Source organism: Mesorhizobium sp. M4B.F.Ca.ET.089.01.1.1 (genome assembly GCF_004022605.1).
GTDB lineage: Bacteria > Pseudomonadota > Alphaproteobacteria > Rhizobiales > Rhizobiaceae > Mesorhizobium > Mesorhizobium abyssinicae.
Genome location: NZ_RZOS01001383.1, coordinates 1 through 468 on the forward strand (window position 1 = coordinate 1; position 468 = coordinate 468).

The following is a 468-nucleotide window of genomic DNA, read 5'->3' on the forward strand; positions in this document are numbered from 1 at the left end:
GCGCATGACCCCTGCCGTGACAAAGCCACCTGACGGGAGAGCGCCTAGCAAGAAGGACAACCCTCCCGATAATGCGACGGCGCGCGGAGGTGTTGACTTCCAGTAGCCTCTAGGTGACCGCCAAAGGTCGCCCGTTTCCTCGAGCGCCTCCAACACCTTGTTAGCCAGCGGGCGCGCCTCAGCAGGCGCAATTAAGCCTCCAAGATTCGTTTCGATCATGTCGGTAAGGCGCCCTGTGAACACGCCGTGACCATCCCGTGCTCCGTCTGCGTCGCACGCCGCATGCAGGTGCGCCGCAATCAACGCGCGCCGAACCGCTTCTGGGGGCCCTTGGATCGACAAGCCGACCATCGCACTCGCCAGCACCTCGGAGGCGGAAAGGACACGCAGTGACAAGGCCATCTCGGTGCTTACTCCCTCCTGATACCAGCAAGGTCGAGCAGGAGTTGGAGGCGGGTGTCCACATGG

1 protein-coding gene is annotated in these 468 nt (G+C 63.0%); it reads right to left on the reverse strand.

From position 1 onward, the window contains the following. Nucleotides 1–402: hypothetical protein (locus EN780_RS40110; RefSeq protein ID WP_210215140.1), on the reverse strand; the 402-nt coding region annotated here is incomplete at its 3' end. Nucleotides 403–468 lie beyond the last annotated feature (66 nt).